The organism is Nocardioides faecalis, assembly GCF_018388425.1.
GTDB classification, from domain to species: Bacteria; Actinomycetota; Actinomycetes; order Propionibacteriales; family Nocardioidaceae; genus Nocardioides; species Nocardioides faecalis.
Genome location: NZ_CP074406.1, coordinates 3104978 through 3129638 on the forward strand (window position 1 = coordinate 3104978; position 24661 = coordinate 3129638).

Annotated in this window: 22 protein-coding genes; 6 read left to right on the forward strand and 16 right to left on the reverse strand. The window is 71.8% G+C overall.

Annotation, left to right across the window (positions count from 1 at the left end; translation table 11 throughout):
- Positions 1-53 precede the first annotated feature (53 nt).
- Positions 54-536 carry a DUF5709 domain-containing protein gene (locus KG111_RS14610; protein WP_205291013.1) on the forward strand — a complete coding sequence of 161 codons (483 nt, stop codon included), beginning with the start codon at positions 54-56 and terminating at the stop codon, positions 534-536.
- A gap of 106 nt (positions 537-642) precedes the next feature.
- Complete coding sequence (locus tag KG111_RS14615) at positions 643-786, forward strand: GPGG-motif small membrane protein (RefSeq protein WP_205291014.1); 144 nt, start codon at positions 643-645, stop codon at positions 784-786.
- A gap of 147 nt (positions 787-933) precedes the next feature.
- Here KG111_RS14615 and KG111_RS14620 read toward each other — a convergent pair whose 3' ends face one another.
- The 3 genes from KG111_RS14620 to KG111_RS14630 form a co-directional block, all read right to left on the reverse strand.
- The gene (locus KG111_RS14620) at positions 934-2472 is read right to left on the reverse strand and encodes an acyl-CoA synthetase (protein WP_205291015.1); all 1539 of its coding nucleotides are present in this window, start codon (positions 2470-2472) and stop codon (positions 934-936) included.
- 69 nt (positions 2473-2541) lie between these two features.
- On the reverse strand, positions 2542-4701 hold the full coding sequence (locus KG111_RS14625) for a molybdopterin-dependent oxidoreductase (protein WP_205291016.1): 2160 nt from the start codon (positions 4699-4701) through the stop codon (positions 2542-2544).
- Between the two features lie 87 nt (positions 4702-4788).
- Entirely contained in the window at positions 4789-5367 is a 579-nt protein-coding gene (locus KG111_RS14630) for a TetR/AcrR family transcriptional regulator (protein ID WP_205291017.1), read from the reverse strand.
- 98 nt (positions 5368-5465) lie between these two features.
- Here KG111_RS14630 and KG111_RS14635 point away from each other — a divergent pair, with 98 nt between their 5' ends.
- Positions 5466-6533: a heme-copper oxidase family protein gene (locus KG111_RS14635; RefSeq protein ID WP_205291018.1), complete on the forward strand. Its 1068-nt coding sequence runs from the start codon at positions 5466-5468 to the stop codon at positions 6531-6533.
- Positions 6534-6621: 88 nt separating this feature from the next.
- Positions 6622-7644 carry an NAD(P)-dependent alcohol dehydrogenase gene (locus KG111_RS14640; protein ID WP_205291019.1) on the forward strand — a complete coding sequence of 341 codons (1023 nt, stop codon included), beginning with the start codon at positions 6622-6624 and terminating at the stop codon, positions 7642-7644.
- 37 nt (positions 7645-7681) lie between these two features.
- Here the strand turns inward: KG111_RS14640 and KG111_RS14645 are convergent, their stop codons facing one another.
- The 11 genes from KG111_RS14645 to KG111_RS14695 all read right to left on the reverse strand — a co-directional run bounded on the left by KG111_RS14645 (position 7682) and on the right by KG111_RS14695 (position 20980).
- Positions 7682-7927: a pyridoxamine 5'-phosphate oxidase family protein gene (locus tag KG111_RS14645; protein WP_205291020.1), complete on the reverse strand. Its 246-nt coding sequence runs from the start codon at positions 7925-7927 to the stop codon at positions 7682-7684.
- A gap of 109 nt (positions 7928-8036) precedes the next feature.
- Positions 8037-9629 carry a glutamine-hydrolyzing GMP synthase gene (gene guaA, locus KG111_RS14650; RefSeq protein ID WP_205291021.1) on the reverse strand — a complete coding sequence of 531 codons (1593 nt, stop codon included), beginning with the start codon at positions 9627-9629 and terminating at the stop codon, positions 8037-8039.
- Positions 9630-10058: 429 nt separating this feature from the next.
- The gene (locus KG111_RS14655; RefSeq protein ID WP_205291112.1) at positions 10059-11774 is read right to left on the reverse strand and encodes a GMC oxidoreductase; all 1716 of its coding nucleotides are present in this window, start codon (positions 11772-11774) and stop codon (positions 10059-10061) included.
- Between the two features lie 5 nt (positions 11775-11779).
- The gene (locus KG111_RS14660; protein ID WP_205291022.1) at positions 11780-13411 is read right to left on the reverse strand and encodes a succinic semialdehyde dehydrogenase; all 1632 of its coding nucleotides are present in this window, start codon (positions 13409-13411) and stop codon (positions 11780-11782) included.
- Between the two features lie 137 nt (positions 13412-13548).
- Positions 13549-15006 (reverse strand): aldehyde dehydrogenase, encoded by a 1458-nt coding sequence (locus tag KG111_RS14665; protein WP_205291023.1) that lies wholly within the window; start codon positions 15004-15006, stop codon positions 13549-13551.
- An 89-nt stretch (positions 15007-15095) separates the two neighbouring features.
- Positions 15096-16295 (reverse strand): Rv3169 family protein, encoded by a 1200-nt coding sequence (locus KG111_RS14670; RefSeq protein WP_205291024.1) that lies wholly within the window; start codon positions 16293-16295, stop codon positions 15096-15098.
- The gene (locus KG111_RS14675; RefSeq protein ID WP_205291025.1) at positions 16292-17455 is read right to left on the reverse strand and encodes a phosphotransferase family protein; all 1164 of its coding nucleotides are present in this window, start codon (positions 17453-17455) and stop codon (positions 16292-16294) included. Before KG111_RS14675 ends, KG111_RS14670 begins: the two co-directional genes overlap by 4 nt.
- A gap of 171 nt (positions 17456-17626) precedes the next feature.
- Positions 17627-18733, reverse strand: coding sequence for a GuaB3 family IMP dehydrogenase-related protein (locus KG111_RS14680; RefSeq protein ID WP_205291026.1), 1107 nt, complete (start codon positions 18731-18733; stop codon positions 17627-17629).
- A 59-nt stretch (positions 18734-18792) separates the two neighbouring features.
- Positions 18793-19947 carry an ABC transporter permease gene (locus KG111_RS14685; RefSeq protein ID WP_205291027.1) on the reverse strand — a complete coding sequence of 385 codons (1155 nt, stop codon included), beginning with the start codon at positions 19945-19947 and terminating at the stop codon, positions 18793-18795.
- Positions 19944-20603, reverse strand: coding sequence for an ABC transporter ATP-binding protein (locus tag KG111_RS14690; RefSeq protein WP_205291028.1), 660 nt, complete (start codon positions 20601-20603; stop codon positions 19944-19946). Before KG111_RS14690 ends, KG111_RS14685 begins: the two co-directional genes overlap by 4 nt.
- The gene (locus KG111_RS14695; RefSeq protein WP_205291029.1) at positions 20600-20980 is read right to left on the reverse strand and encodes a hypothetical protein; all 381 of its coding nucleotides are present in this window, start codon (positions 20978-20980) and stop codon (positions 20600-20602) included. The genes KG111_RS14690 and KG111_RS14695 overlap by 4 nt, the downstream gene beginning before the upstream one ends.
- Before the next feature lie 164 nt (positions 20981-21144).
- On the opposite strand from KG111_RS14695, the gene KG111_RS14700 reads away from it, so the two are divergent.
- Both KG111_RS14700 and KG111_RS14705 read left to right on the forward strand, forming a co-directional pair.
- Positions 21145-21726, forward strand: a complete 582-nt coding sequence (locus tag KG111_RS14700; protein WP_205291030.1) for a hypothetical protein — start codon at positions 21145-21147, stop codon at positions 21724-21726.
- Positions 21727-21757: 31 nt separating this feature from the next.
- The gene (locus KG111_RS14705) at positions 21758-23326 is read left to right on the forward strand and encodes a hypothetical protein (protein WP_205291031.1); all 1569 of its coding nucleotides are present in this window, start codon (positions 21758-21760) and stop codon (positions 23324-23326) included.
- Between the two features lie 25 nt (positions 23327-23351).
- Here KG111_RS14705 and KG111_RS14710 read toward each other — a convergent pair whose 3' ends face one another.
- Together KG111_RS14710 and KG111_RS14715 are read right to left on the reverse strand one after the other, a co-directional pair.
- On the reverse strand, positions 23352-23963 hold the full coding sequence (locus tag KG111_RS14710) for a hypothetical protein (RefSeq protein ID WP_205291032.1): 612 nt from the start codon (positions 23961-23963) through the stop codon (positions 23352-23354).
- A gap of 203 nt (positions 23964-24166) precedes the next feature.
- Complete coding sequence (locus tag KG111_RS14715) at positions 24167-24553, reverse strand: hypothetical protein (protein WP_205291033.1); 387 nt, start codon at positions 24551-24553, stop codon at positions 24167-24169.
- Positions 24554-24661: the final 108 nt, after the last annotated feature.

A 24661-nucleotide genomic window follows, 5' to 3' on the forward strand; every position in this document is an offset into this window, starting at 1 on the left:
GAGCGATCCGGCTCCCGGGAGGCGACCCGCAGAACGCAGACACAGGAGGTCCGATGACCAGCAACGACCCGACCACCGACGCCGAGACCTACAACGGCTACAGCATCGACGACGAGGACCAGCCGGGAGCGGGCGAGGGGCTCGGCGACAGCGACGTCGAGGACGAGCTGGACCGTGGCTACTCCCCGCCCGAGCGCTACTCGGCGGCGCAGGGATATGGCAACACTCCCTGGGAGGAGGCCCACCCCCGCCCGCTGGAGGACCGCCTGAAGGAGGAGGAGCCGGAGCCGGACCCCCTGGCGGAGGCGGAGGCGGTCGACGACGACGGCCTGACCCACGAGGCGGACCTGCCCGGCACCGAGGTCGGCGACCAGCGCGCCGGCCGGCTCGTCGACCCCGACGAAGGACTGGGCGCGGACACGGAGAAGGACCTCGTGGCCGGGGACGTGGGCATCGACGGTGCCGCTGCCAGCGCAGAGGAGGCAGCGATGCACGTCATCGACGAGGGCGACGACGCAGGCCTCACCGAGGAGTGACCTCACTCGCCGGGCCGCTCCGGACATCCCGGGGTCTGAACTTGAAGACCCCTGGGTAACTGATCGTCAACCGGGCGATGTGGCCCGCTACGACAGGAGGAAAAAAGTGATCTTCATTCTGTGGCTCCTTGCCGTGATCCTCGTGATCTCGGGCATCTTCAGCCTCATCCGCGGACAGATGCTGTGGGGCATCGTGCTGATCGTCGTCGGACTGCTCGTCGGTCCGGGTGGAGTCAGCATGTTCGGATAGTCGATCAGGGTGGGTCTCCGCGCCGAGGCATGGGGCGCAGGAAGCCCGGAGGCCCGCCCTGAGGCACGAGCGCGGCTCCCGGCACTGCCGGGGCCGCGCTCGTGCCATTTCTGCCGCTGCTCATGTCCGCCGGCTGTTCAGGTCCGACTACTGGCCGACCGCCACATCTCGGTAGGCCTCCCGCAGCTTGCCCTTGACCATCTTGCCTGTGGGGGTGCGCGGCAGGTCGGCACGGAAGTGGATCTCACGGGGCACCTTGTAGTGCGCGATCCGAGCCCGGGCGTACTCGGTGAGCTCGGCAGCCAGGGCGTCGTCGCCGGTCACGCCGTCGGCGGGCTGGACGAACGCCACGACCCGCTCCCCCATGTCCTCGTCCGGCACCCCGACCACGCCGATGTCGGCGACCGCGGGGTGCAGCGTGAAGAGGTCCTCGACCTCCTGGGGATAGATGTTCACCCCGCCGGAGATGATCATGAACGCCTTGCGGTCGGTCAGGTAGAGGAAGCCCTCCTCGTCGAGGTAGCCGAGGTCGCCCACCGTCGTCCAGCCCGGGTGCTCCGGGTGCTCGGTGGCCCGCGTCTTGTCGGGGTCGTTGTGATAGCTGAAGGTGCGGGCCTCGCGCTCGAAGTAGATGGTGCCGACCTCGCCGGGACCGAGCTCGGCGCCCTCCTCGTCGACGATGTGCAGCACGCCGAGCAGCGGCCGGCCGACGGAGCCCGGGTGGGCCAGCCAGGTCTCGGCGTCGATCGCGGTGGCCCCGTTGGCCTCCGTCGAGGCGTAGTACTCGTGCAGCACCGGGCCGAGCCAGTTGATCATCTTCCGCTTCACGTCGACCGGGCACGGCGCGGCGGCGTGCACCACGCACCCGAGGCTGGACACGTCGTACTTCTCCCGGACCTCGGCGGGCAGCTTCAGCAGCCGCACGAACATCGTCGGCACCATCTGGGTGTGGGTGACCCGGTGCTCCTCGATCGCGGCCAGCGCGGCCTCGGCGTCGAAGTGCTCCATCATCACCAGCGTGCCGCCGACGGTGTGGATCACGCCACCGAAGCGCAGCGGAGCGGCGTGGTAGACCGGCGCCGGGGAGAGGTAGACCGTGCTCTGGTCGAAGCCGTACGACGGCGCGAACATCGTCGGGTAGAGGTAGCCGGGCTCGTCGACGGCGATCTGCGGCAGCGGCGGCTTGATCCCCTTGGGCCGGCCGGTGGTGCCGCTGGAGTAGAGCAGGTCGTCACCGTGCGGCTGCTCGGGCAGCGGCTCGGCGCCGGCCTGGGCGAGCGCGGCGTCGTAGGCGTCGTACCCGGGCACGGCGCCGCCGAAGGCGAGGCGTTCGGCCACGTCGACCTCGAGGTCTGCGACGGTCCCGGCGAGCGCGGCGGACACGACCAGCGCCTTGGCGCCGCAGTCGCTGACGATGTAGGAGACCTCGGGGGCCGAGAGGTGGGAGTTGACCGCGGTGACGTAGAGCCCGGAGCGCAACGCGGCCCAATAGACCTCGTAGCTCTCGGGCCGGTTGTCGCTGAGGAGGGCGACGACGTCACCGGCGCCCAGGCCGCGGGCGCGGAGGTGGTTCGCCAGGCGCAGGCTGCGCTCGTCGAGCTCGCCGTAGGTGAGCACCTCACCGGAGCCGGACATGATCAGTGCGGGCTTGTCGGGGTCCTGAGCGGCCCAGGTTCCGGGATACATGGACCGAGAGTAGACGCCGCCTGTGACGCAGGCCACATGCCTTCATGGCGCGCTCGAGCGGGCCGGCGCCTAGGTCCCCGTGGCGGGCTGGACCGTGGCGGGCCGGACCGTGACCGGCAGGGCGTTGACCGCCGCGGTGCCGGTCGGCCCGTCGAGCAGCGCGAGGTCGCCCAGCATGTTGGCGTTGACTCCCGGCCGGGCTGCGGCGACGCGGCCCGGGGCGCCGACCTGGTGCCCCCAGCCGTGCGGCAGGCACACCACGCCGGCGGCGATGGTGTCGGTGACCTCGACGGGGGCGACCACCTCGCCGTCCGCGCTGCACACCAGCGCGTCGGACCCGTCGGCCAGGCCGAGCCGGGCGGCGTCGTCGGGGTGCAGGTGCAGCGTGCAGTCGTTGCCGGCGCGGTTCAGCGTCGCGACGTTGTGCATCCAGGAGTTGTTCGAGCGCAGGTGGCGTCGTCCGATCAGCAGCAGCTCGGCGCCCGGTTGCCGGGCGGCGAACGTCCGGAGCCGGTCCAGGTCGGCGAGCACCGGCTCCGGCACGAGGTCGATCCGGCCGGTGGCGAGCACCCCGGGCAGCCGCGGCTGCAGCGGCCCGAGGTCGAGGCCGTGCGGCGCGGCGGCGACGTCGGCGAACGTCAGGTCGTAGGGACCCGCCTTCAACAAGATGTCCAGCAGGCGCTCGGGGCCGCACAGCCCGGGCTCCGGCGTGGCCGCGTTGAGCTCGGCCATGCTCTGGGCCAGCGCGTCGTCGAGGTCGGTCACCGCCGCGCCGGCGCCCAGCCCGCCGGCGATCGCCGCGAGCCGCAGCATGGTGTGCCACTCCGGCGGCACGTCGGTGTCGTGCACCGCCGGGGAGTAGCGGGCGATGTTGCGCACCGAGTACTGGTAGAGCAGCAGGTCGTAGTGGCTACGCTCCAGCGGCGAGGGCCCGGGCAGGACGACGTCAGCGTGCCGGGTGGTCTCGTTGAGGTAGACGTCGATGCTCACCATCAGCTCGAGCTCCTCCAGCGCGGCCTCCAGGCGCGTCGCGCCCGGCACGCTGAGGACGGGGTTGCCGCTGAGCGTGACCAGCGCGCGCACGCGGTCCTCGCCGGGCGCGGCGATCTCCTCGGCCAGCGTCGCGGCGGGCAGCTCGCCCATCACCTCTGGGCGGCCCGAGGCGCGGCCGTGCCACCGGCCGTGCCGGAACGGCCGCCGGGGGCCGGGGCGGGTGTTGGCCTGGCCCGCCGCGGCCAGCGGGAACATGGCGCCGCCGGGGGTGTCCAGGTTGCCGGTGAGGATGTTGAGCACGTCGATCAGCCAGCTGGCCAGGGTGCCGAAGGGCTGGGCGGTGGTGCCCATCCGGCCGTAGACGACCGCCCGGTCCGCCGCGGCGAGCTCGCGCGCCAGCCGGCGGATGGTGCCCGCGTCGATACCGGTGTGCGGCGCGGCGTCCTCGGGTCCCACCTCGGCGGCGATGGCGCGCACCTGCTCCAGCCCGTCGACGTACGGCGCCGCGAGGCCCAGGTCCACGAGGTCCTCGGCGAACAGGGTGTGCACCATGGCGAGCAGCAACAGCGCGTCGCTGCCGGGCCGGATCGGCACGTGCTCGCTGGCCGCCTCGGCGGTGCGGGTCCGGCGGGGGTCGACCACGACCACCTTGCCGCGGGCGGTGATGGCCCGCAGCCGACCGCGCATGTCGGGGGCGGTCATCAGGCTGCCGTTGGACACCAGCGGGTTGCCACCCAGCACCAACAGGTAGTTCGTGCGGTCCAGGTCGGGCACCGCGATGGTGGCGGCGTCGCCGTACAGGTAGCCGCAGACGAACGTCTTGGGCGCCTGGTCCACCGTGCCGGCGCTGAAGACGTTGCGGGTGCCCAGCGCCTTGAGCAGCGGGCGCAGGTAGAGCGCACCGGACAGGTTGTGCGCGGTGGGGTTGCCGAAGTACACCGCGACCGCGTCCCGGCCGTGGGTGTCCAGCAGGGGCGGGAGCCGGCGCTCGATCTCGGCGAACGCCTCCTCCCAGTCGACCTCGACGTGGCGTCCGCCGCGCTTGAGGAGCGGACGGCGCAGCCGGTCCGGGTCGGCGTGCAGCTCGCCGATCGAGGCGCCCTTGGGGCACAGGTAGCCGCGACTGAACACGTCGTCGCGGTCGCCGCGCACCCCGATCGTGCCGTCCTCCCGGGTGGAGACGAGCAGCCCGCAGGTGGCCTCGCACAACGGACAGGTCACCGGCACACCACTCATGCCCGCACTATGCCGCAGTCGGCGGCCACGAGGAACGGATCACGCCGACTCTCCCGTGCGGCGCGGCCTGACCGGCGGGTTCGACCCTCAGGCCCGCCCACTCGGCGCGGTGCCGGTGACCAGGATCGTCAGCAGCTGCTCCGGCAGCCGCGGCGCGGCACGGAGCACCTCGGCCGGCTGCGGCCTGGTGAGGGTGCCGACGGCGACCACCAGCTCGAGCGCCGAGAGGTCGGCGCGCACCGCCCCGGCCGCCACGGCCGTGCGGAGCAGCTCGTCCACCGCCCTCAGCGCCTCGTCCTGTGCCTCACGCACCGGGTCGCTGAGGGTGCCGGCCGCGTGCTCGGCGAGACCGGCCGACAGCGCCCCGAGGTGGAGGTCGACGAGCCCGCGCAGGAATGCCTCCCACGCCGCGGCCGCCGCGGCGCCCCGGACACCGGCGAGCTCCGGACGGGCCTGCTCGGCGGCGAACCGGACGTCGGCCAGGATCGCCGCGGCGACCTCGTCCAGCAGCGCGGCTCGGGACTCGAAGTTGCGGTACAGCGTGGCGATGCCGACCCCGGCGGCCTCGGCGACCGCATCGAGGGCGATCTCGGCGCCGCGCTCGGCGATCAGGGCGCGGGCGGCGTGCACGATCGCCGCCCTGCGCCTGGCTGCATCAGCCCGCATGTCGTCCCCTCACCGAATTGACCGCTGATCCTAAACGGAGGAACATCGTCCGCATAACCGGAGGACCTTCCTCCACTATGATCCGAGGAAGACCCCCCATGCTCACCCCGCCGCCCCCCGAGCAGACCCCCGACGCGCGTCGCGGCGCAAGCCCTCGCTCCGGTCCTCTGGCCGGCCCGCTGCTGAAGGCGGCGGGGCTGAGCGCCGCGCTCGCCGCCGTCCTCGTCGCCCTGCTCGCCCTGTTCATCCTGCCCTCGCTCAAGAGCGGTGCCCACGACCTCCCGGTGGGCATCGTCGGCACCTCGGCGACCACTGGGCCCGTGGAGCAGGGGCTGGCCGAGCTCGACGACGAGGCCTACGAGGTCCGCGACGTCGCGACCGCCGCCGAGCTGAAGGAGGCGATCCGCGACCGCGAGCTCGTCGGCGGCCTGGTCGTCACCGAGGAGGGCATCGAGACCGTCGTGGCCACCGCAGGTTCGCCTGCCATCTCCGGCTCCCTGATCTCGACCGCTCAGGCGCTCGGCCAGGCGAGCGGGACCCCGGTGAGCGTCACCGACCTCGTGCCGCTGCCCGCCGACGACCCGACCGGGGTCGGCATCGGCGGCCTGGCGTTCCCGCTGGTGTTCGGTGGCATCGTCCCGGTCGTGGCGTTCGGTGCGGTGTTCGCGAACCGCGCCGGGTGGCGCCTCGGCGCCCTGATCGGGTTCTCGCTGGTCGGCGGCGGTGTGGTCGCGGCCGTGCTGCAGTTCTGGTTCGGCAGCATCGAGTCGGCGTTCTGGCCGGTGGCCGGCGCGATGGCGCTCGGCATCGCCGCGCTCGCCGTTCCGCTCTCGGGGCTCCAAGCGCTCTTCGGGAGCAAGGGCTTCTCCATCGCCGCGGCGTCGATGATGTTCCTCGGCAACCCGCTCTCGGGCATCGCCACGACCGGCGCCTGGCTGCCGACCGGCCTGGGAGCCTTCGGTCAGCTGCTGCCGCCGGGAGCGGCCGGGACCCTGGTCCGCGCGGCGGCGTACTTCGACGGCGCCGGCGGGCTCGGTGCCGCCCTCACGCTGAGCGCGTGGGTGCTCGCCGGCCTGGCGCTGCACGTGCTGGCCGGCCGGCGCACGGCCCGCACCGAGCAGCCCGGGACCGGGTCGCCTGCCGAACCCGCGCCTGCCGCGGTCTGACCCGCCGTCCCCCCGGGTGGGCATTGCCCCACTCGGTGGCGAGTGCTGCACTGGAGGACCAACCGACCATCGCCGTTCGGAGTGTGTCGTGAGAGCCATCCAGTACACCGCGTTCGGAACGCGACCCCAGCTCGTCGACGTCGAACGCCCCCGGCCCGGCCCCGGCGAGGTGCTGCTGAGGATCACCGCCTCCGGGCTGTGCCACTCCGACGAGTTCGTGATGGCGATGCCCCAGGACGGCTACCCCTACCCGATGCCGATGACGCTCGGGCACGAGCCGGCCGGGGTCGTCGAGGAGCTCGGCGAGGGCGCCAGCGGCGTCACCGTGGGCGACGCGGTGATCGTCTACGGCTGCTGGGGCTGCGGCGTGTGCGCGATGTGCGCGGACGGCAGCGAGAACCTCTGCCTCACCGGGATGCTCTCCCCCGGCCTGGGCGTGAACGGTGCGATGGCCGAGTTCATGGTCGTCGACACCCCACGCCACCTCGTGCCGATCGGCGACCTCGACCCGGTGCGTGCGGCCTCGCTCACCGACGCCGCGCTGACGCCCTACCAGGCGATCAAGAGCGTGCTGCCGCGCATCGTCGGTGGCACGACCACCGTGGTCATCGGCGCCGGCGGGCTCGGCCACGTCGCGATCCAGCTGCTGCGCGCGCTCACGCCCACTCGTGTGGTCGCCCTCGACATCGGCGAGGACAAGCTGGCCTTCGCCCGCGAGAACGGCGCGCACGAGGCGTTCACCTCCGAGCCCGCCGCCGCCGACAAGGTCAAGCAGCTCACCGGCGGCCGGGGCGCGGACGTCGTCCTCGACTTCGTCGGCATGGACGTCACCGGCGAGCTCGCCGTGGCCTGTGGTGGCGTCGCCTCCGCGGTGGTCGTCGTGGGCGCCGGGCTCGGCGGCGCCAAGATCGGGCTGACCTCCGCGCCGTACAACATGACCGTGTCCACCTCGCTGTGGGGACGGCGCAAGGAGCTGATCGAGCTCGTCGAGATGGCGCGGCGCGGCCAGGTCCAGATCCACACCACCACCTACCCGATCACCGAGGGCGAGCAGGCCTACGAGGACGTGCACGCCGGGCGGATCGTGGGCCGGGCCGTGGTGGTGCCCTGAGCCTTCCCCCGAGCGCTGGCCCCTGAGGCGCTGGCCCTCAGGGCTCGACGGTGCCGTGGTCGGCGTCGAGGGTGTCGCCGGTGAGCTTGGCCTTGGCGAAGCTGAGCAGCGAGGCGACCTTGCCGCCCGGGGTGTCCCCGTACTCGGCCTGCTCCACGTCCAGGCGCAGCAGCACGGCGTTCGGGTCCTCGGGAGCGTAGGTGGTCAGCATGCCGATCGGCATGCCCTCCATCAGCTCGACGAGCTTGCGCTGCTCGGCTCTGTGGGCGTCGTCGTGGGACACGGGTCCTCCTCGTCTCGTCCGGCGGAACCACCGGAAGAGAGAGGTACCCCCGTCGCCTCGACGGATGCGGCGTACGACGGGGCGAGGAACCAGCCCACGCGGCGGCGCGTCATTCCCACTCGATCGTGCCGGGGGGCTTCGAGGTGATGTCGACCGTGACCCGGTTGACCTCGCGGACCTCGTTGGTGATGCGGGTGGAGATCTTCTCCAGCACGTCGTAGGGAATCCGGGCCCAGTCCGCGGTCATCGCGTCCTCGGAGGTGACCGGGCGCAGCACGACCGGGTGGCCGTAGGTGCGGCCGTCACCCTGCACGCCCACCGAGCGGACGTCGGCGAGCAGCACCACCGGGAACTGCCAGATGTCGCGGTCCAGGCCGGCCGCGGTCAGCTCCTCGCGGGCGATCGCGTCGGCGTCGCGCAGGATGTCGAGCCGCTCGCGGGTGACCTCGCCGATGATCCGGATGCCCAGGCCGGGGCCGGGGAACGGGTGGCGCCACACGATCTCCGGCGGCAGGCCGAGCTGCTCGCCGACGAGGCGGACCTCGTCCTTGAACAGGGTCCGCAGCGGCTCGACGAGCTCGAACTCGAGGTCCTCGGGCAGACCGCCGACGTTGTGGTGCGACTTGATGTTGTGCGTGCCCGCGCCGCCGCCGGACTCCACCACGTCCGGGTAGAGCGTGCCCTGCACCAGGAAGCCGACCTTGGTGCCCTCGGGTGCGTCCTTGATGATGTCGAGCTCGGCGGCCTCGAAGGTGCGGATGAACTCACGGCCGATGATCTTGCGCTTGGTCTCGGGGTCGGAGACACCGGCCAGCGCGTCGAGGAACTGCTTCTCGGCGTCCACCACGACCAGGTTGGCGCCCGTCGAGGCCACGAAGTCGCGCTCGATCTGCTCGGTCTCGCCCTTGCGCATGAGGCCGTGGTCGACGTACACGCAGGTGAGCCGGTCGCCGATCGCCTTCTGCACGATGGCGGCGGCCACCGCGGAGTCGACCCCGCCGGACAGGCCGCAGATGGCGCGGCCGTCCTCGCCGATCTGCTCGCGGATGCGCTCGATCTGCTCCTCGGCGATGTTGCCGATCGTCCAGGTCTGCCGGCAGCCGGCGATGTCCCACAGGAAGTGCTCCAGGACCTTCTGGCCGTGCTCGGTGTGCAGCACCTCGGGGTGCCACTGCACGCCGGCGTAGCCGCGCTCGACGTCCTCGAAAGCGGCGACCGGGGTGGACTCGGTGGCGGCGAGCACCTCGAAGCCCGCGGGTGCGGCGGTGACGGAGTCGCCGTGCGACATCCACACGTTGTGCTCCAGCGGGATGCCGTTGAGCAGCCGTCCGGGATGGCCGACCTTGACCCGGGTGCGGCCGTACTCGCGCGCACCGGTCGCCGACACGGTGCCGCCCAGGCCCTGGGCCATCAGCTGGAAGCCGTAGCACATGCCGAACACGGCGGTGTCCGCCTCGAACAGCGTGTTGTCCAGGCGCGGGGCACCCGGCTCGTACACCGACGACGGTCCGCCGGAGAGGATGACCGCCTTCGGGTTGCGGGCCATCATCTCCTCGATCGGCATCGTGTGCGGCACGATCTCGGAGTAGACCCGCGCCTCGCGCACCCGCCGCGCGATCAGCTGGGCGTACTGGGCACCGAAGTCCACGACCAGGACCAGGTCGTGCTCGGACTCGTGCGTGTGCTCCGCGGCCGCCGTCATGGGTCGATCGTATCGAGCGGGCTCGGGCGTGATCGCACCGCATCGGCGCTGCGGTCGAACTGCCCTGGCGCGTGTCGTCCCACGAGTTCCTGGTCGCGGAGCACCCGAAAAAGCACCAGAGCCCGGCCGGGGAGGGAGGGTGGCCGGGCCCTGGTCGTCCACGCAGCTGCTGGACAGTGCCTGGACCGAGCCCGGATTTCGGGAGGGAGCGTGAACACCCGGGCTCGAGGAGATCAACGAGGCCCTGTGGCCTGAGTTACGCCGTCTCCGAACAACTTCGTATGTTTCGCCCGGCCACGCCTGGAACCCACCGCGACACCCCCGCACCACCTGCGGAAACGTCCTGGGATCGGCCCGAGAACACCCCCAGAGAAGCAGCTCGGGACCGCCCCGGGTGGGACGGTCCCGAGCACGTGCGGGCGGCGGGTCTCAGCTGACCCCGACGATGGGCAGCCGCAGCGCGGCCGGGGCGTCGGCGGGCACGACCGGGGACTTCGGGGTCACCGGCTCGATGCGCCGGTAGGTCTCGCCCAGGGCGGGACGGGCGTCGTCCTCGCCCTTGTTCGGCCAGTACGCCATGGCGCGCTCGGCCTGCGCGGTGATGGTCAGCGACGGGTTCACCCCGAGGTTCGCCGAGATCGCGGAGCCGTCCACGACGTGCAGGCCCGGGTAGTTGTAGACCCGCTGGTAGCCGTCGATCACCCCGGTCTCGGGGCTGTCGCCGATGGTGCAGCCGCCGATGAAGTGGGCGGTCAGCGGCCGGTTGAACGGCTCGCCGATGTTGCCGCCCGGGGTGCCGCCGCGCATCTTGGCCGCGATCCGGCGCACCGCCTCGTTGCCGGCGGGGATCCAGGTGGGGTTGGGCTGGCCGTGGCCCTGGCGCGAGGACAGGATCCACGTGCCGGCGACCTTCTTCGGGAAGACCGTGATGGAGTTGTCCACCGCCTGCATCACCAGCACGATCACGGTGCGCTCGGACCAGTGCTTGAAGTCGTAGAGGTCGAGCGCCTCCTTCCGCTTGCGCCACAGCTCCTTGGCCCAGGTCTTCCAGCGCGCCTCGGGGCCGTCGCCGTCGGTGAGCACGGTCTGCATCAGGGACATGAAGTTGTGGCCCCTGCCGTAGCGCACCGGCTCGATGTGGGTGACCTCGTCGGGGTGGAACGACGACGTGATCGCCACGCCCTGGGTGTAGTCGGTGGTGTCGTCCTTGGGCGAGAGGGCGCCGAGGATGGACTCGGAGTTGGTGCGGGTCAGGAAGCCGAGGCGGTCCGAGAGCTTCGGCAGGGAGCCGGTCGCCTTGAGCCGGTGCAGCAGCTTCTGGGTGCCGAGCGCGGCCGCGGAGAAGACGACCTGCTCGGCGGTGAAGGTCTTCACCGCGCTACGCCGCGACAGCTTGGCCTTGGTCCAGCGCGCCTTGACCTCGTAGCCGCCGCCGGGCAGCGGCCGGACGTCGGTGACGGTGGTGAGCGGGTGCACCACCGCGCCGTTCTGCTCGGCGAGGTAGAGGTAGTTCTTCACCAGGGTGTTCTTGGCGTTGTGCCGGCACCCGGTCATGCACTCCCCGCAGTCGATGCAGGTGGTGCGCTTGGGCCCGGCGCCGCCGAAGTACGGGTCCTCGACGTCGGTGCCCGGTGCCTGCTCGGGGCCGCCGAAGAAGACGCCGACCGGGGTGGGGTGGAAGGTGTCCCCCACGCCCATCTCCTCGGCGACCTCCTTCATGATCGTGTCGGCCGGGCTGACCTTGGCGTACTCGGTGACGCCCAGCATCCGCTTCGCCTGGTCGTAGTACGGCGCCAGCTCGGACTTCCAGTCCGTGATGTGCGACCAGCTGGGGTCGCGGTAGAAGGCGTCGAGCGGCTCGTAGAGGGTGTTGGCGTAGACCAGCGAGCCTCCGCCGACCCCGGCGCCGGCCACGATCATGCAGTCGCGGACCGCGTCGATGCGCTGGATGCCGTACATGCCGAGGTCGGGGGCGAACAGGTACTTGGGCAGGTTCCAGTTGGACTCGGCGAAGTCCTCGTCGCGGAACCGTGCGCCGGCCTCGAGGACGGCGACCTTGTAGCCCTTCTCGGTGAGCCGCAGCGCGCTCACCGAGCCGCCGAACCCGGAGCCGACGACGATGACGTCGTAGTCGAAGTCGCTCACCGCGCTCACGCCCTTCCCAGCTTGTCCATGAGCCGCAGCGAGGCGTTCATGACCTTCGCGTACGCCTGGTCCGACATCCCCAGCACCGGTCCGAACCGGAGCAGCCGCTGCACGCCGACCGACTGGGGCTCGGTGTAGCGGTGGATGCCCTCGGCGCCCTGCCGGCGGCCCATCCCGGACTCGCGCATGCCGCCCATCGGGGCGGCCAGGCTGGCGAAGGTCGCGCCGAACGCCTCGTTGATGTTGACGGTGCCGCACTTGACCTGGCGCGCCAGCGCCCGGCCGCGGCGGGTGTCGCGGGTGTAGATCGCCGCGTTCAGCCCGTACTCGCCGTCGTTGGCCCGAGCGATCGCATCGGCCTCGTCGTGGAAGCGGTAGAGGGAGACGACCGGACCGAAGGTCTCGTGACCGAAGCAGGTCATCTCCGGGGTGACGCCCTCGAGGATGGTCGGCTCGAAGAAGTACGGCGCCAGGTCGGGCCGAGCGTTGCCGCCGGCCAGCACCCGCGCACCCTTGGCGACGGCGTCCTCCACATGGGCGGAGACGGTCTCGAGCTGGTCGGCGGAGATCAGGGTGCCCATGTCGGCGTCCCAGCCCAGGGTGGCGCCCAGGCTCATCGCCTTGGTGCGGGCCACGAACCGCTCGACGAACCGGTCGTAGACCTGGTCGGCGACGAACATCCGCTCGGTGGACACGCACAGCTGGCCGGCGTTGGAGAAGCTGGCCCGGACCGCGCCCTCGGCGGCGCGCTCGATGTCGGCGTCGCGGAGCACGAGGATCGGGTTCTTGCCGCCGAGCTCGAGCGAGCAGCCGATCAGCCGCTCGGCCGCCTGGCGGGCGATGACCTTGCCGGTGGCGGTGGAACCGGTGAAGCAGATGTAGTCGGCGCGTCCGATGATCTCCGAGCCGAGCACCCGGCCCGGGCCGGCGACGACCTGCCACAGGTCGCGCGGGACGCCGGCCTCCTCGAGAAGCTGGGCGGCGAGCAGCGCGGACAGCATGGTCTGCGCGTCGGGCTTGGAGACCACCGCGTTGCCAGCGAGCAGCGCGGGCAGGCCGTCGCACAGCGCCATGGTGAACGGGTAGTTCCAGGGGGCGATGATGCCGACCACGCCCTTGGGGACGCGGTTGATCTCGACCTGGGTCAGCCCCGGTACGACGCCCGGCACCCGGGCGGGCGCGAGGTGCTGGTGCGCGGTGCGGGCGTAGTAGCGCGCGGTGAGCGCGACGTGCATCGGCTCGTCGAAGGCGTGCTTGCGGGCCTTGCCGGACTCGAGCTGGATCAGGTCCATGATCTCGGCCTGCCGGTCCAGCACGAGGTCGTGCACGCGGTGCAGGATCCGCGCGCGCTCCTCCAGCGAGACCCGGGCCCAGGCGCGCTGCGCGGCGCGGGCGCGGCGGAACGCCTCCTCGACGTCGGCGGCGCTCGACTGCGGGATGTTGGCCAGCGGTGCACCGTCGAGCGGGGAGAACACGGGGTTGGTGGTGCCGGTGGTGGCGAGCACCCGGTCGGTGAGCCGGGCGACGTACTGCGGCTCCAGCGCGTAGGAGGCCCGCGGGTCGTGCTCGGGGTCGTGGGGACCGCCGTAGGTCGGGTCGGAGGGGCTGCCTGCGCCGGCGCCAAGGGCTTCGCTCATGTCCCCGAGCCTAGTGAGCGCCGTCACTTCCCTCTACTGCTGGGTAACGAATGTGTGGTTTTACACATCTGACCTTGATGTCAAGCGGCACCTCGCCGCTCCCCCGGCGGCTCCCCCGGCCGCTCCCCAGGGCCAGCTCAGCCGGCGGGGGCGGACAGGTAGACCGACTTGAGCTCGGTGTACTGCGCGAGCCCCTCCGGACCGAACTCCCGGCCCACGCCGGAGGCCTTGAAGCCGCCGAACGGCGCGGCGAAGTCCATGGTGTAGGTGTTCACGCCGTAGGTGCCGGTGCGCACCCGGCGGGCCACGGCGATGCCCGCCTGCTCGTCGCGGGTCCACACGGTGCCGGCCAGCCCGTAGTCGGAGTCGTTGGCGATGCGCACGGCGTCGTCGACGTCGTCGTAGGCGATCACCGACAGGACGGGGCCGAAGATCTCCTCCTGCGCGATCCGCATCTGGTTGTCCACGCCGGCGAAGACCGTGGGGCGCACGTACCAGCCGGTGGCCAGGCCGTCGGGGCGACCGGTGCCGCCGGTCAGCAGGCGGGCGCCCTCCTCCTGCCCGAGCGCGATGTACTTCTCGACGCGGTCGGCCTGGCGGGCCGCGACCATCGGGCCGATCTCGGTGGCCGGGTCCATCGGGTCGCCGACCTTCATCGCGCCGATCGCCTCTGCCAGTGCCTCGGCGAAGGCGTCGTGGCGCTCCCGGCTCACCAGCACCCGGGTCTGCGCGACGCAGGCCTGCCCGGAGTTCATCACGCCGAGGAACTTCATGCCCTCGATGGCGGCGGCCTCGTCGGCGTCGTCGAGGACGATCGCCGCCGACTTGCCGCCCAGCTCCAGCGAGACCCGCTTGAGCTGCTCGCCGCAGATCGAGCCGATCAGCCGGCCCGCGGCGGTGGAGCCGGTGAAGGCGACCTTGTCGACGCCGGGGTGGCGGACCAGGTGCTCGCCGACCTCGCGGCCTCCGGCCACGATGCTGACCACGCCCTCGGGCACGCCGGCCTCGGCCAGCATCTCGGCGAGCAGGTAGCAGTCCAGCGGCGTCTCCGGGGCAGGCTTGACCACCACGGTGCACCCGGCGAGCAGCGCCGGCACCAGCTTGGACAGCACGGTGAACTGCGGCACGTTCCACGGCGGGATCGCCGCGACGACGCCCACCGGCTCGTGGCGCACCATCACGTCCGCGCCGAGCGCACCGGGCCGGGTGGACTCCCACGGGAACTCCCTGGCCACGGCGAGGAACGCCTCGATCTGCATCCACGGCGCCGGCGCCTGCGCGAGGCTGCTGAACGAGATGGGCGAGCCCATCTCGGTGCTGATCACGGTCGCCATCTCCTCCAGCCGCGCCGCGTAGAGGGCGGAGAGGTTCTGCACCACCTCGATCCGCTCGGCCGGCGCCATCTGCGGCCAGGGGCCCTCGTCGAACGCCTTGCGGGCGGCGGCGACCGCGGCGTCGATGTCGGCGGTGGAGCCCTCGGGCACCCGCGCCACGACCTCCTCGGAGTGCGGCGAGACCACCTCCAGCACGGCGCCGGTGGCGGGCTTGGTCCAGGTGCCGCCGATGAAGAGTGCGTCGCGGTCCAGGTCGGTCATGGAGGCTGCCTTTCGGAGGGTTCGGGCTGGTCGGGCCCGTTGGCGTGGTTCGGGGGCGGAGCGGGTCAGGGGGCGGGTCAGGGGGCAGGTCAGGGGGCGGTGTCGAACCAGTCGGCGAAGCCGGAGGGGTCGTGGCGGCCCAGGGCGCCGTGCTCGAAGAGCCCCCAGCCCTCGACGTCACCGACGCCGTCGGCGCCCGGGCCGTGGGCGACGGCGTGGCCGACGTGGTCGATGACGCCGAACGGGATCCGCCCCGCCACCGCGGGCTCGGCCAGGTCGTAGGTGCGGCGCTCGACGAACCCGGCTCCCCTCCACACCCCGTGCGTCCAGTCCGGGTCGCCGCCGTACCCGCCGCCGACGTGGATCGGTACGGCGCGCTTGGAGGTCACCTCGAGGACGAGCTCCTCGCCCGCCGGGGTGGTGCACACGATGGTGGCGCCGGTGGGCACCCGGGTGCCCGGCGCGTAGCGGATGCGCACCCGCGGCCAGCCGAGCTGCTCGACGCGGCCGTCGGCGAAAGTGCGGGTGCAGTCGTTGAGGGTGCGGTAGCCGTCCGGGGTCTCCTGGATGATCAGCACGACGCAGAAGTCCTCGAACCGCATCGGCACGTAGAGCCACCACATGCCCTCGAACACGGGGTCGGCCGGCTTGCCGGGCGCCACCGTCTCCCCGACCGGCCGGATCCCCCAGGAGCGGTCGCGGGTGCCGACCCAGGTGTCGGGGGTGACGGCGCGGTCGGTGCCGTCCACGCTGATCGTGCCCTCCCACGTGCCGACCTGGGCGAAGCGCTGGGCGTCCAGGATGGTGTTGGCGCCCTGGCGCATCACGTGCGGCAGCTCCTGGACGACGTCGAAGGAGCCGCGCCAGGTGAGGTCGAGCGCGATGCCCTCGGTCTCCTCCAGCACCAGCCGCAGCGTGCGCAGCGGCTCGACGACCTCGATCCGGTAGGCCCCGACCTGCTGGGCCATCCGGTCCGCCCCGCGGGGGTCGGCGGCGTCGCCGAGGTGCAGCGCGGTCTGCTCCCGGCGGCCCTCGACGTCGCGGGACAGCAGGACGAAGGCGTCCTTGGTGCCGAGGTTGGGGTAGAAGCCGAGCCCGGTGATCAGGAAGAGGTCGCCGGTGCGGTCGTGGGCGTTGAGGTAGCAGCGGTCATAGAAGTTCCGGTCGCTGCTGCCCGCCCAGGCCACCGGCCGCGGCAGCTGGTGGATCGGGAACTCGTCGAGCGGGCCGAGGCCGACGTACTCGCCGTGCAGCGCGTCGACGCCGGCCGGTCGACCCGGCCCGCTCATGCGCCGACCTCGTCCAGCAGCCGCTCGAACAGCGGCCGGTGATGGAAGACGGCCTCGGGGTCCTCCGGCTTCTCGATCTCCCCGAAGTGGATCTGCCGGGCGCTGGTGCGCAGGAACACGCAGCCCCACAGCACGCCCGCGTGCACCTGATACCAGGTGAGGTCGCCGAGCTCGATGCCGGTGAGCTCGGCGTACGTCGCCGCGACGTCCTCGGCGCGCAGGAAGTCCGGCATCCCGGGCAGGCCGAGCATGCCGGCGATCTCCTGGAAGACGCGGTGGGCGAAGACCATCCAGGCCACGTCGAGCTCGCGGGGGCCGAGGGTGGCCATCTCCCAGTCGAGCACGGCGACGGGTGTGAACTCGCGGTACATCATGTTGCCGATCCGGGCGTCGCCCCAGACCAGGACCGGCTCGCCGGCCTCGGCGGGCAGGTGCGCCTCCAGCCAGGCCAGGCCGCGCTCGATGAGCGGGGAGCGCCGGTCGGCGGGCGTGCCGGGCGCGTCGGTGGCGTTGACGGCGTAGTCGTACCAGGCGCGAGTCTTGGCCAGGTTGCGCGCCAGCGTCGTCGCCCCCGTGTGGCCGGTGACGGCGGGGTCGAGGAAGGCGAAGGTGGTGGCGGCGGCACCGATGCCGTGCAGCCGGGCGAGCACCTCCACGCTCCTTCGCTGCAGGGCCCGCTGCTGGGTGGGCTCGGCGTCGAAGAGCCAGTTGTCGCCGAAGGTGTAGGGCAGCACGTCCGGCGGTACGGCGCCGTCGACGCGCTGCATCAGGAAGAAGGGCGTGCCGAGCACCGTCCCGGTCGGCTCGTTGAGCCACAGCGGCGGCACCGGGACGCCGGCGAGCTCGCCGGCGAGGCGCATGGCGTCGTACTGGTCGGTGAGGCGATACTCCGGGAACACCGGAAGGTCACCGGCCGCCGGGGCCACCCGGGCGACGTACTCGCGGGTGATCCGCTCGCCGTCCTCGAGGATGCTGACGCCGAGCAGCACGGTCTCGCTCGACATCCCGTTGGTCTGGATGCCGTCGTGCACGACGACCTGCGGCTCGGCCCCGGGCGGCAGTGCGTCGACGAGCCAGGCGGTGAGCCGCTCCCCCATCTCGGCGGCGTCCCGGCTGGAGCGCTGGAGGGTCATGTCCGGGGGCGGGGGCGACTGGGTCACGGTTCCTCCTGGGCAGCACGGTGTGTGCTGCATCACTCGGAACAGTGATAGAACAGGTTCTAGGTGTCAACCGGTCGAGCGGAATCGTCCGCCCGACCCGCCCCTGCCCCGGCCACGACAAGCGGGGACGCCGGCGACTGCGCTGGCGACTGCGCCGGCGGGGACCGCGGGTCAGCTGGAGATGACCTCGACCCGCTGGAACTCCTTGAGATCGGTGTAGCCGGTGGTGGCCATCGAGCGCTTGAGCGCGCCGATCAGGTTCATCGTGCCGTCTGCGACCCGCGAGGGGCCGAAGAGGATCTCCTCGAAGGTGCCGACCTGCTCGAACTGCACCCGCTTGCCGCGCGGCAGCTCGGCGTGGTGCGCCTCGCCGCCCCAGTGGAAGCCGCGGCCCGGCGCGTCCGTGGCGCGGGCGAAGGGCGAGCCGACCATGACCGCGTCGGCGCCGCAGGCGATCGCCTTGGACAGGTCGCCGGAGGTGCCGATCGAGCCGTCGGCGATGACGTGCACGTAGCGGCCGCCGGACTCGTCGAGGTAGTCGCGGCGCGCTCCCGCGACGTCCGCGAGGGCGCTGGCCATCGGCACCGAGATGCCGAGCACGGTGCGGGTGGTGTGCGCCGCGCCGCCGCCGAAGCCGACCAGCACGCCGGCGGCGCCGGTGCGCATCAGGTGCAGGGCCGCCTGGTGGGTGGCGCAACCGCCGACGATGACGGGGACGTCGAGCTCGTAGATGAACTCCTTGAGGTTCAGCGGCTCGGACTGGCTGGAGACGTGCTCGGCGGAGACCGTGGTGCCGCGGATGACGAACAGGTCGACGCCGGCGTCGGTGACGGTCTTGGCGAACTCCTTGGTGCGCTGCGGGGACAGCGCGCCAGCCACGGTCACCCCGGCCGCGCGCACCTCGTGCAGCCGCTCGGTGATCAGCTCGGCCTTGATCGGCTCGGTGTAGATCTCCTGCAGCCGGCGGGTCGCCTCGAGCCCCTGCAGCCCGGCGACCTCCTCGAGCAGCGGCTCGGGGTCGGCGTACCGGGTCCACAGGCCCTCGAGGTTGAGCACACCCAGGCCGCCGTGGCGACCGAACTCGATCGCGGTGCGCGGCGACATCACCGAGTCCATCGGTGCAGCGAGGATCGGCAGCTCGAACCGGTAGGCGTCGATCTGCCAGTCGATGCTGACCTCCTCGGGGTCGCGGGTGCGCCGGGAGGGCACGATCGCGATGTCGTCGAAGGAGTAGGCGCGGCGCGCCCGCTTGGCACGGCCGATCTCGATGTCGCTCACCAGGGCAGCCTACCGAGGTGGGCGGGTGCGAACGGCCCGGACCACCGCCGCAGGGCCGCTCATGACCGCATCGCGGCCATCGGCGAGATCGAGCCGGCCTGCAGTGCAGGCAGGATGCCGCCGATCACCGACGCCGCGACGCCGCCGCCGATCGCAGCCAACAGCCACCGCGGATCGATGATGAGCGTGAGGTCCTGCACCAGGCACCACCCGCCCACGCCCGCGACGGCTACGGCAGCACCCACGACCGAGGCCTGGACGCCGGCGACCGCGGATTCAGTGAGGATCAGGGTGGCCAGCCTCCGTCGCGACCACCCCAGCGCGGAGCGCAGCCCGAGCTCCCGGACCCGATGGGCCACCGTCATCGCCAGCGTGTTGGCCACGCCGATCAGCCCGACGATCCCGACGACCAGCCCCAAGCCGAGTCCGAGTGTCCGCAGCTGTTCGCCGACCTGCTTGGGGAGCTCAGCGGAGTCCGGCGGCGTCGCATTAGCGAGGAACATCGTCTGCCCCGGGTCCAGCACCGCCCGCGCGAAGTCGGCCACGGCCGCTGCCGATCCGGGGCGGACGTCGATGAGGAGACGCACGTTCTCCCCCTCTCCGAGGACACCGGTCGCGTCCGGCCGTGACATCAGCACGCTGCTGTCGACATAGGCGTAGCGACCGTGGGCGGACAACAGCCCGGCCACCTCGAAACGGTGACGTTGTACGACGACGACGTCGCCGACCGTCACACCGGCACGCTGCGCTGCGGAGCTGCCGAGCCAGACCTCGCCGGTCGCGTCGGCCCGGAAGGGGTCTCCCTCACTAAGGGCCGCCCCCGCGAGCCGCAGGCCGGCCGGGTCAGCCACGACGAGCGGCGCGACGACCTCCTCGCGGGGGCCGCCGGCGCGGCGGAACTGCTGGTGGTCCTGCCAGATCGAGAGCTCGCCGGCGGGCCCGGCGACCGGGAGTGCGGTCACCTGGCGTATCGCTGCCGCTGAGAAGCCGCGGGCGGGCACCGCCTCGCCGGTGATGACGACGACATCGGCCCGCTGCTGGTCGAAGGCCCGGTCGACCTTCGTCTGCTGGGTGTCGGCCAACAGCACGGCACTGACCACGGTCGCGACCCCGAGCAGGATCCCGGCCATCAGCGCCACCGACCGCATCGGCTTGGCCGTCAGCGATGCGTGGGCGTCGGCGAGCAGGAGGAGCGACTCGCTCCGCAGGCTCATCCCGACACCCTTCCGTCGACCACGCTGACCACGCGGCTCGCGTGCTCACCGATCCGCGGGTCGTGGGAGACGACGAGCAGGGTCACGTCGCGGGGCAGCCCGAAGAGCAGGTCGAGCACGGCCGCACCGTTGGCCTGGTCGAGCGAGCCGGTCGGCTCGTCGGCGATGAGCAGCCGGGGGGACTTGATCAACGCGCGCGCGACGGCGGCGCGCTGTCGCTCCCCTCCGGACAGGGTCGCGGCCGGTTGGTCCTCCTTGCCTGCGAGGCCCACCCGCTCGAGGAGCTCACCCACCTGCTCACGCACTCGGCTGCGGGGCCGGTCTGGCGGAAGTCCGAGTGCGACGTTCTCCATCACCGAGCGCTCGTCGATCATGTGTGCCGACTGGAACACAAATCCCACGTTCGTCGCCCGGAATCGTGCCGACCGGCGGGGAGCGTGTCCCGTGATCGGCTCGCCGTCGAAGCGGTACTCGCCGCCGGAGGCGGGCTGCAGGGCGCCGATGATGGAGGCGAGCGTCGTCTTCCCCGCGCCCGAGGGCCCCATGATCGCGACCTGTTCCCCCGCCTGCACCTCGAGGGTGGTCGGTTGCAGCACCATCGCCCGGTCGCCGGTCGTGGCGCGGAAGGTGACCTCCACGAGCTCGATGAGGCTCACCACGCGGCGCCCCGGTCGTCGTACGACCGAAGCCGGACGCGAAGCCCCTCGGTCAGGCCCTCGCCGGAGACCGGAACCCAGCCGTCGGCCGAAGGCCCGGCGGTCACGGGGACGGCCGGGCCGCCTGCAGCGGGCTGCACGGTCATCTGCCCCTCGTTGAGGAAGAGAGCGAGGGCAGGTGCCAGCAGCTGTTGCGGGTCGCCGGTCCCTGCGCGGAGGGTGGCAGTCGGCGGCGGGAGCTCGGGCGCACGCCGCTGGTCAGCGGCCTCCCGCGGCGAGGTGGCGAGTGCGCAGGCGACGACCACCACCACCACGCTCAGGACGAAGGCGCCCAGCAGCAGCGACGGGAACCGCCATCGCCGGCGTGATCGCTGCATGGAGAACCTCTGAGAAGGTCGAGCCGGACGATTTGTGCGGCGAACGATACAGCGCGGTAGCCGCTGGCGTCAGGGAGGTTTCGATGGTGTGCCGCAGGCCAAGCATGCGGATGCCTGGGTCACGCCAACGGGGCGGACCCGACGATTCACCTCGGAGGCTCCCTATGCACCGGACCCACGGCCGTCGTACGACGTCCCTGCTGTTGTTCTTCCTGTTGTTCGCCACGCTCTTCGTCGCCCTGCCCGGCGCGCAGGCCCCCGCGCAGGCGGCTTGGGGCAGCTACCTGGCCCCCAGCAAGAACTGGACCGTCCTCGGCGTGAAGATGATCGTCACGGGCAGTGGTTACCAGTACAACTACGCATGCGGCGTAAAGGACTGCGACAAGGTCAGCAACGTCTATGCGTATGTCGGTCGGACCGGCGGCGAGGCGAAGGGCAACAAGGCCCGGATTAAGGTGGGCACCTCCTTCACCGGGGCCGGTGCTAGCGTCTCGGCCGGCGGATCCCTCAGCGGCCCGTCGGGCTCGGTCGGCGTCACTGCCTACGACAAGTCCTGCGGCACCTCGGAGTGGTACGAGAGTCGGCCGGGCAAGCGCCAGGTGAGCATCAACACCGACGGAACGTTCTGCAAGGCGAGCACCTACGCCTGGCTGTGCAGTGTCAAGCTCACGGCCACGGGCGCGATCCGTATCGGGGACAACTGGTATGCGAAGAACGCCTCCGACAGCGAGGACCTCGGTTGCTGACTGCAACTCACAGCACCACGACAGGCGTAGCATGAGCGCACGAGCGCTGCGGGTCGTCGCAGTGGCCGCGTGCATCGCCGCTCTCGCCTACGCGGGCATCTGGTTCGCCGGCCATCGCGGACCGGTCGACCCAGATGCCCGCGCGTGGTCGGACCGAACCGCGACGCTGCTCGCCGATGCCCTGGTGGCCGCGGATCCCCCCCACCTGATCGTTCCGCCGGCGCACGCGGACTCCTACCAGGCGGCCCAGGCCGTCATAGCGCTGGCCGGCTTCGGTGAGCTCACCGATGCGGACTGGTCCGCGTTCGAGACGAAGTTGGCCTCTAACCTGCCCCGCGAGTTCCAGGAGGGCTACACCGGCCCGCTGGCTCTCTCTGCCCAGGTGGTCACAGCAGCGGAAGCCGCAGGCAGGAACCTCGACCCGGAGGTGACGGACCTGATCCTCGGCGTCGCCGACACCGACCCCCAGGGCGATCCGTACGACGCCGCTGCCGCGACCACTGTGCGGCGGTGGGCGGCTGCACGCGACGGCGCGGCCGTCGAGGACGCCCTGAGCCGGGACGTGCGGAAGTCTGTCTCCTCGATCGGCTGCAGGGGCGTCGAGGCGCTCTTCCTGCAGGCCGCACTTGCGAGGGCGGGCGTCGACTCGACCGGTTGCACAGCACCGCAGCGTGAGGACCTAGTCGCGAAGGAACTTCGACTACAGGCCAAGACGTTGGCAACGGCCGCGGTCCTCGACAGCGACACCGCTCTGCGCCTGCGGGCGGCGAGCACGTTGACCGCCACCGCCTCGCAGCGCGCAGAGGTGGAACGCCTCAAGGCGCTGCAGACTGCGCTTGTCAACGACCGCAGGACGACCGACGGCCTCATCGCGGCGTTCGCCCTGAGCCAGGTCACCGGCACCTCGACAATAGCTCCCTCCCTTGTGGCATTCCTGCACACCGTCCTCGAGTGGGGCGGCGCACCGGAGCAGCTCCGCCTCACCCCCAACACCGCTGCGGCGCTCGCGCGGACCTTCGCGCTCAGCGGCCACCGCTCTCCCCCTCATTTGGTCGAGGAGGCGGGGGGCGAGCCACTCGAGACCCGCGCGCGCATCCTCCTGTCCCGTGGGGCGTCGGCTGCAGCGGCGCGCAGCCTCCTCAGCGGTGCGACCCCGAACCTCGATGAACGGGTCCGGTTCACCGCGGTGTTCCAGCTCCTGCTGCGCCACCGAGCTCCACTGTGCTCGACGTGGGCAGAGACTGCGCAGCGCCAGCTCGACGACGAGCAAAGCACCCTGATCGAGCGCGCCCTGGCCTACCGCTACCTGGTGGAGTGCGGGCACGAGGACACCGCCCTAGGCGGGAAGCTGAGGGCCATGGAGCGCGACACCGAGGAGGTCGACGTCCGCTCGATCTTCCGGAAGCGGAGTGTGGCCTGTGCCTTGGGGGATGGCGGCCTGCCCAGCTCACGAGACAACTGGAAGCTCCTGCGCAGCCTGGTCGACCCCAGGGGCGGTGTCATCGACGATGCAGGCCAACTGGAGGTCGCCGAGACCCACATGGCGACGGCGATGCTTGCCGACCAGAGCAAGGTCTGCCAGAGAGGCGCGTACTGGTGAGGTCCGCCGGATCCGGCCCTGCTGGTCAGGGCACGTAGCCGGCCGCGACGACCTCGGCAGCGAAACCGCTCAGCGCTTCCCTGTTGCGGTCGATCGCGTCGGGCCGGCTCTTCAAGAGCTCGGCCCGCAGGGCGGCGAAGTAGGACCGTGCGCACGCCGCGTATGCCGTCGACAGCTTGCGTTCCCGAGCCTGGCTCACGCCACGGGCGACCTCCTCGTTGACAGCCTGGAGGTACTCGTTGATCGGGTCGGCCACTGCGATCCGCACCTTCGCCTTCGACGCGAGGCAGTCAGCCAGCTGCGGCTTCTCGGCCTGGACTGGATCCGACTGCTCGGCCGACACGACGACGTCGTACCACGAGTCCTGGACCTGCACCCAGGGGTCGTACAGAGCGATGTCCGGGACTAGGTCCGGGCAGTCGGCGTCGAGGACCTCGAGTCGCTGGTCCTCTTGCTCCACGGCCCTCTGCTCCATCAGCCCGCGCTCCCGGATCAGGTCGAGGTCGGGGAACCGGCTCTGGTCCTCACGGTTGTAGGTCGCGTCGATGGAGCCGGGCTGGCCACCGCACTCCTGGATCGCCTTGTCCCGCAGGAATTGCTGCAGCCGGATGGCGCGCCGCATCTCCGGGCCAGGCACCGCAAGTGCGGCGCTGATGACGTCTTGGAGAACCTGCGGCTCGGCGCCTGCGCCGGGCGGAGCCGACGGCGTCAGGGTCGGCGTGGAACCCCCTGCGGGCTGGGGACCTGGGTCGGCGTCGGGGCCGCCGCAAGCGGCCGCCCCGACGCTGACGAGCAGGGTGAGAGCAGCCGCTGATCGACTGCGCCACCTCGTCACGGTGCTCAATAGAGGTAGCTCACCTGCTGGGGCGTCGTCTGGGCCTGACCCTTGATCTCCCGGCCGTCGATCGTGTTGCCTACGACCTTGTCCGCACCGTTGTTGTCCTTGTAGATCTTGACCCAGCCGTAGCTGCTGATCTTCCACGAACCGCCCTTGTAGAAGCGGCCCCGGATCTTGTCGGTCCTCGTCTGGACGCCGAAGGCATAGACGCCGTTGCACTCGCCGCTCGCCCTGAACAACTGGGCCCCGGACAGGTTGACGTGGCTGAACTTGGGCGCCGCAACGCAGGTAACGGTATCGGCGTGGGCGGGCGGCGGCGCCACGACAGCGAGGCCCGACGCGACGACGACGGCGGCGCCGGCGGCGGCGCGGGCGACAGATTGCTTCATGGATGACTCCTCAACGAGAACCCCTCTCGGGGGCGATGCGACGCCCCCGCGCCGCTTGGGGAGCGTCTCCCCGCGCCTGATGCCCGCGAAACCTTGGGTTGACCGCTA

Bases quoted from the DNA above. Each gene is read 5' to 3' on its own strand.
- KG111_RS14610 (WP_205291013.1), top strand. From the start codon at position 54: ATGACCAGCAACGACCCGACCACCGACGCCGAGACCTACAACGGCTAC.
- KG111_RS14620 (WP_205291015.1), bottom strand. From the start codon at position 2,472: ATGTATCCCGGAACCTGGGCCGCTCAGGACCCCGACAAGCCCGCACTG.
- KG111_RS14625 (WP_205291016.1), bottom strand. From the start codon at position 4,701: ATGAGTGGTGTGCCGGTGACCTGTCCGTTGTGCGAGGCCACCTGCGGG.
- KG111_RS14630 (WP_205291017.1), bottom strand. From the start codon at position 5,367: ATGCGGGCTGATGCAGCCAGGCGCAGGGCGGCGATCGTGCACGCCGCC.
- KG111_RS14635 (WP_205291018.1), top strand. From the start codon at position 5,466: ATGCTCACCCCGCCGCCCCCCGAGCAGACCCCCGACGCGCGTCGCGGC.
- guaA (WP_205291021.1), bottom strand. From the start codon at position 9,629: ATGACGGCGGCCGCGGAGCACACGCACGAGTCCGAGCACGACCTGGTC.
- KG111_RS14660 (WP_205291022.1), bottom strand. From the start codon at position 13,411: ATGAGCGAAGCCCTTGGCGCCGGCGCAGGCAGCCCCTCCGACCCGACC.
- KG111_RS14665 (WP_205291023.1), bottom strand. From the start codon at position 15,006: ATGACCGACCTGGACCGCGACGCACTCTTCATCGGCGGCACCTGGACC.
- KG111_RS14670 (WP_205291024.1), bottom strand. From the start codon at position 16,295: ATGAGCGGGCCGGGTCGACCGGCCGGCGTCGACGCGCTGCACGGCGAG.
- KG111_RS14685 (WP_205291027.1), bottom strand. From the start codon at position 19,947: ATGAGCCTGCGGAGCGAGTCGCTCCTCCTGCTCGCCGACGCCCACGCA.
- KG111_RS14695 (WP_205291029.1), bottom strand. From the start codon at position 20,980: ATGCAGCGATCACGCCGGCGATGGCGGTTCCCGTCGCTGCTGCTGGGC.
- KG111_RS14700 (WP_205291030.1), top strand. From the start codon at position 21,145: ATGCACCGGACCCACGGCCGTCGTACGACGTCCCTGCTGTTGTTCTTC.
- KG111_RS14705 (WP_205291031.1), top strand. From the start codon at position 21,758: ATGAGCGCACGAGCGCTGCGGGTCGTCGCAGTGGCCGCGTGCATCGCC.
- KG111_RS14715 (WP_205291033.1), bottom strand. From the start codon at position 24,553: ATGAAGCAATCTGTCGCCCGCGCCGCCGCCGGCGCCGCCGTCGTCGTC.